General features: G+C 36.6%; 3 protein-coding genes. All 3 read left to right on the top strand.

All coding sequences use genetic code 11. From position 1 onward, the window contains the following. Positions 1–288: hypothetical protein (locus ACJHX3_RS24480; protein ID WP_410236230.1), on the top strand; the 288-nt coding region annotated here is incomplete at its 5' end. A 1,024-nt stretch (positions 289–1,312) separates the two neighbouring features. After that, the gene (locus ACJHX3_RS24485; protein WP_410236231.1) at positions 1,313–1,750 is read left to right on the top strand and encodes a hypothetical protein; all 438 of its coding nucleotides are present in this window, start codon (positions 1,313–1,315) and stop codon (positions 1,748–1,750) included. 450 nt (positions 1,751–2,200) lie between these two features. Then, the coding region (locus tag ACJHX3_RS24490; RefSeq protein WP_410236232.1) for a hypothetical protein at positions 2,201–3,196 on the top strand (996 nt) is incomplete at its 3' end.

Raw genomic sequence — 3,196 nt, forward strand, 5'->3', positions numbered from 1 at the left:
TTTGCCAGCGATTTAAAAAAATCGGGTGCTACACGTAGGCAAATAGCTGAAGCTATGGGGCATAGAAATACTGTATCCCAAGAGTTCTACGGCTATTCTAAACAGGGTAAAGGTGATCGAGAGTTTGTAGCTAAAGCGAGTAATGATATTAAAGTAAAACCGGATATTAAAGAATATATAAAGTCTAAAAGTGATGCTGGTTCTATAGGTAGCAAGATCTCGCAGTCCAAAAAATCGACTGGTGCAAATCTGCAGAGTGCTCCCAGAACGTCAATCAAACCAAGATAAAGCGTTCAATATTTTTGATAGAGTATTGACGTATAACGATAATCGGTTATAACAGAAGACAGATACAACAAAGCCAACCCGAAGGCTGGCTTTGAGGGACTTGAAAAGTTTGGCGACTTTTGAAGTCTTGTAATCAAGTTGATCAAGAACTCGATTACGTGATGTAAGAACAAATCTATCCTACATCTCCGTAAAAGTCAAATCCAGCTTCCTTACAAGTTTCATAAAATCCCTAGCCTTTTCAAATCCTTAAGCACCAATATTATGCTTAACGCATTGTATCGCGATCTGATTGTGGAGCCACCTTAGCCGAGGCGTGGGTATGTGTTTGTTCGATCAGATGTTGGTGTTTGGTCTAAACGGGGAGTGTTGCAAAAGACCAGACCGGGAACGAGTTCCTACGGTATTTGATGAGCGATCAGGTGAGCTATGAGAAAGCCCGACCATACAGGGGTTAGATTGCCGTAAGTAATACTATGGAGCGACTGAGGGGGTGCAACAGGGTGCCAGCATAGCCGAAAGGCAATGCAGCTCTAAGTCTCAGCTCTTTGGGTGAAGCACAAAAAGACAGGCTCACCAAAGGATCGTCACTCTGATAGCGAGAGCTACCGGGGAGGCGAAACTTTGGGTGAAACACCCGTTAGGGTGGGTTCACGGCCTCTTTGGTGTTCCTTTGCGTAGCTCAGGCCGAAGGCTTATACAGAGTAAGTACAACTAAAAGAGATAAAGAAAAACCGCAACGCTCGCCGCAAGATGAAAAACTTGTTTTTCATCGAGGAAGCGTAAGATCCACTATACATATATAAAGCACTTACTCACTGCATTTAAATATAAACCCCATTTTTTTTGGCGATGCCACTTTTTGCCTACGGCCTTTTTTACGACCTTATTTTAAGCTAACGTATATATCAGATAGCCTTTTATAACCCCTTGTTTTTAGATAAAAAATATATTTGTTAGCTCTTGACAATGATGGCGATTGTACGGTATTGCATGCATGTCGTTATTTAATATAGGAGCTAATATGGAAAATGAAATAGAAAACGAACTGAGAACACTTTATTCAGAAAAGTATTATAGTACAGATTCACCATATGTATTTGGTGCATATGTTGCTGCAGTTAAAAAGAGATTAAAAGCCGATCTTATGATTGCTGTTTTATATAAAATAGCACAAGAAGAAAAAATAGATCTAACTTATCATGCATCATTAAAACTTTGTAAGCTGTTTATGTCTCGCGGAATTCTAGGGGATAGGTTATTTTTACATTTTGCTAATGTTGAAAACAATGGTGATGGATTAATAAAAAGAGAAGAAAAAAGGACAGCGAAAGATAAGATCTCTATTGATTATATTTGCATAAAAAATAAATATCAAAAAGATGTTGAAAGTAAACTTTCTAGATTTGATTTATTGTTTGACTATCATAATAAGGCAATAAAAAAATCTTACCGCAAATAAAAATGCCTTGTCCTACCTGACCACGCAGGTATGTTTTAAAGCTAACAAATATATATATTAGCAATACGCTATAAAAATAGAAAGTTAACGGATATATGTTTTAGCGATTGCCGCAGAAAGTGTAAAGCAAAAGCATATATGTCTTAGGTTGGTTAGGTGGTGGCGGATTTGGCAATATTTGACGAAATAGCGAAAATGAAATATTAATATATAAGCGGCAAGAAAAACATTATTGCGTATTTTTATTCGCAATAATGTAGGTTCGTTTTTTAGTTTTTCGAGTATAAGCGAGAAAAAATAAAAATGGCGGGCAGCCAAGAACCTTTGCCGTTCGACTTTTATTTCATTGGGAGCGAGCGACCTTTGAAATATTAGGAGAGAAGGCAATGGGTTTGATTTTTTGCGACAGCGAAAAATAAACCCACAGGAGGACTAAAAAAGGGGCAAGATATGAAAGTAAACTTAAACAGACACCAAAAAGGAATAGCTGATGCAAGGTTATTGATGGCACAAGAGCAAGCAATGCAAGCCGGTTCGTTTTTGAGTGTTTATGTAGATAAAATGATTAAAGATGTAATAAATCAAGTAAAAATAGATGCATCTGCAGAGTCAAAAGAACAATACAAAACATTATACAAATCAATGATTTCTAGTAACGGTGGGAAAAGCGAACAACAAATACTTTTATCGTGCAACACTCGTGCAAGTTTTGACAAAACAAGAACTGCTTTTCGCTTTTGTATAGTGGAACAAATAAAACAGCTACGCCGTGAAGCCGAGAAATATTCTAAAAATAAAGACTATCAAAAAGCACAAGATCTAACAGTTGAAGCATTTAAACTATCCATAAAGTTTGAAGATGAGTTTTTAAGCGATAAGCGAGTTTTATTTTCTGACGTAAAATCAAAGATTGGTTATGATAAAAAATCATTAAGTAAAAGAAAAACGGCAAAAAATGCACCTTCCTCTAATGAGGTTTTGGATAATATGAAACCTGCTTTTTTTAAGCGTCATTCTATTTGTTTTTCTGTGATAAATCGTTTTGGTATTAGACCATCTGAGATGCAAAAAGGTGTCAAACTACAATTTGAAAATGGGCGTATTTTTGCTGTTGTTAGAGGTGCTAAAGTTGCTAAAGACAGGGGGCAACAGGTAAGAGCTATAGGATATGAACCTGATTTAAATAATGCAGCTGATAAGCTTTTATTGGAGGCTATAGCAAATAGCCCCAATAAGGTTTTTGAATGCGTTCAAACAAAAAAAGATTACAACGCATTAAGGAAGCATTTTAATAAATACCATGAAGGCTTTTCTTTATATTCTTATCGTCATGCTTTTGCCAGCGATTTAAAAAAATCGGGTGCTACACGTAGGCAAATAGCTGAAGCTATGGGGCATAGAAATACTGTATCCCAAGAGTTCTACGGCTATTCTAAACAGGGTAAA

It is taken from the genome of Escherichia sp. WS1265 (assembly GCF_046487585.1).
GTDB classification, from domain to species: Bacteria; Pseudomonadota; Gammaproteobacteria; order Enterobacterales; family Enterobacteriaceae; genus Escherichia; species Escherichia coli.